The sequence below is a fragment of the Cochlodiniinecator piscidefendens genome (assembly GCF_011326755.1).
GTDB lineage: Bacteria > Pseudomonadota > Alphaproteobacteria > Rhodobacterales > Rhodobacteraceae > Cochlodiniinecator > Cochlodiniinecator piscidefendens.
This window is the reverse complement of sequence record NZ_JAAOIE010000021.1, coordinates 1-1,248: the sequence shown is the minus strand read 5'-3', so window position 1 is coordinate 1,248 and position 1,248 is coordinate 1. Positions and strand designations below refer to the sequence as shown.

Annotated in this window: 1 protein-coding gene; it reads right to left on the bottom strand. The window is 51.8% G+C overall.

Annotated features, from left to right (window positions below; genetic code table 11):
* Positions 1–71: 71 nt before the first annotated feature.
* The gene (gene tuf, locus G9C99_RS18310) at positions 72–1,247 is read right to left on the bottom strand and encodes an elongation factor Tu (RefSeq protein WP_166418984.1); all 1,176 of its coding nucleotides are present in this window, start codon (positions 1,245–1,247) and stop codon (positions 72–74) included.
* Position 1,248 lies beyond the last annotated feature (1 nt).

The following is a 1,248-nucleotide window of genomic DNA, read 5'->3' as shown; positions in this document are numbered from 1 at the left end:
AAAGGCCCGCTTTTATGAGCGGGCCTTTGTTTAGGTCGTTGTATTGGGCGTTACCGCCCAAGGGAACGATCTTATTCTACGATTTTGGAAACAACGCCAGAACCGACTGTGCGGCCACCTTCGCGGATCGCGAAGCGGAGTTTTTCTTCCATCGCGATTGGTGCGATCAGCTCAACGTTGAACTTCAGGTTGTCGCCAGGCATTACCATTTCGGTACCTTCTGGAAGAACAACTGTGCCCGTTACGTCAGTTGTACGGAAGTAAAACTGTGGACGGTAGTTCGCGAAGAATGGTGTGTGACGACCACCCTCATCTTTGGTCAAGATGTAGGCTTCTGCTTCGAACTTGGTGTGTGGCTTTACTGAGCCTGGTTTACACAGGATCTGACCACGCTCAACGCCGTCACGGTCAACGCCGCGCAACAATGCGCCGATGTTGTCGCCTGCTTCACCGCGATCAAGCAGCTTGCGGAACATTTCAACACCAGTACAGGTGGTTGTAGATGTGTCGCGAATACCAACGATTTCAATGCTGTCGCCAACGTTGATCACGCCACGCTCAACACGACCGGTTACAACTGTACCACGGCCTGAGATTGAGAACACGTCCTCGATTGGCATCAGGAATGGCTCATCAACAGCGCGTGGTGGCTGTGGGATGTATGCGTCAACAGCAGCCATCAACTCAGAGATTTTCTCAGAACCAATTGCATCGTCACGACCCTCAAGCGCTGCCAAAGCAGAACCTGCGATCACTGGGATGTCGTCGCCTGGGTAATCGTAATCTGACAACAGTTCACGGATTTCCATTTCAACGAGTTCAAGAAGCTCTTCGTCGTCAACTTGGTCCACTTTGTTCATGAAAACAACCATGGAAGGGATACCAACCTGGCGACCCAAAAGGATGTGCTCACGTGTTTGTGGCATTGGGCCGTCAGCTGCGTTCACAACCAAGATAGCGCCGTCCATCTGTGCCGCACCAGTGATCATGTTTTTCACATAGTCAGCGTGGCCTGGGCAGTCAACGTGCGCATAGTGGCGGTTGTCTGTTTCATACTCAACGTGCGCTGTTGAGATGGTGATGCCGCGTGCTTTTTCTTCTGGTGCGCCGTCGATTTCGTCGTACGCTTTGAAATCGCCAAACTGCTTTGTGATCGCAGCTGTCAATGTGGTCTTACCGTGGTCAACGTGACCGATAGTACCAATGTTACAATGCGGCTTCGACCGCTCAAACTTTTCCTTAGCCATG

What these genes read in the sequence shown, in the direction of transcription:
- tuf (WP_166418984.1), bottom strand. Translation starts at nt 1,247, where the DNA reads ATGGCTAAGGAAAAGTTTGAGCGGTCGAAGCCGCATTGTAACATTGGT.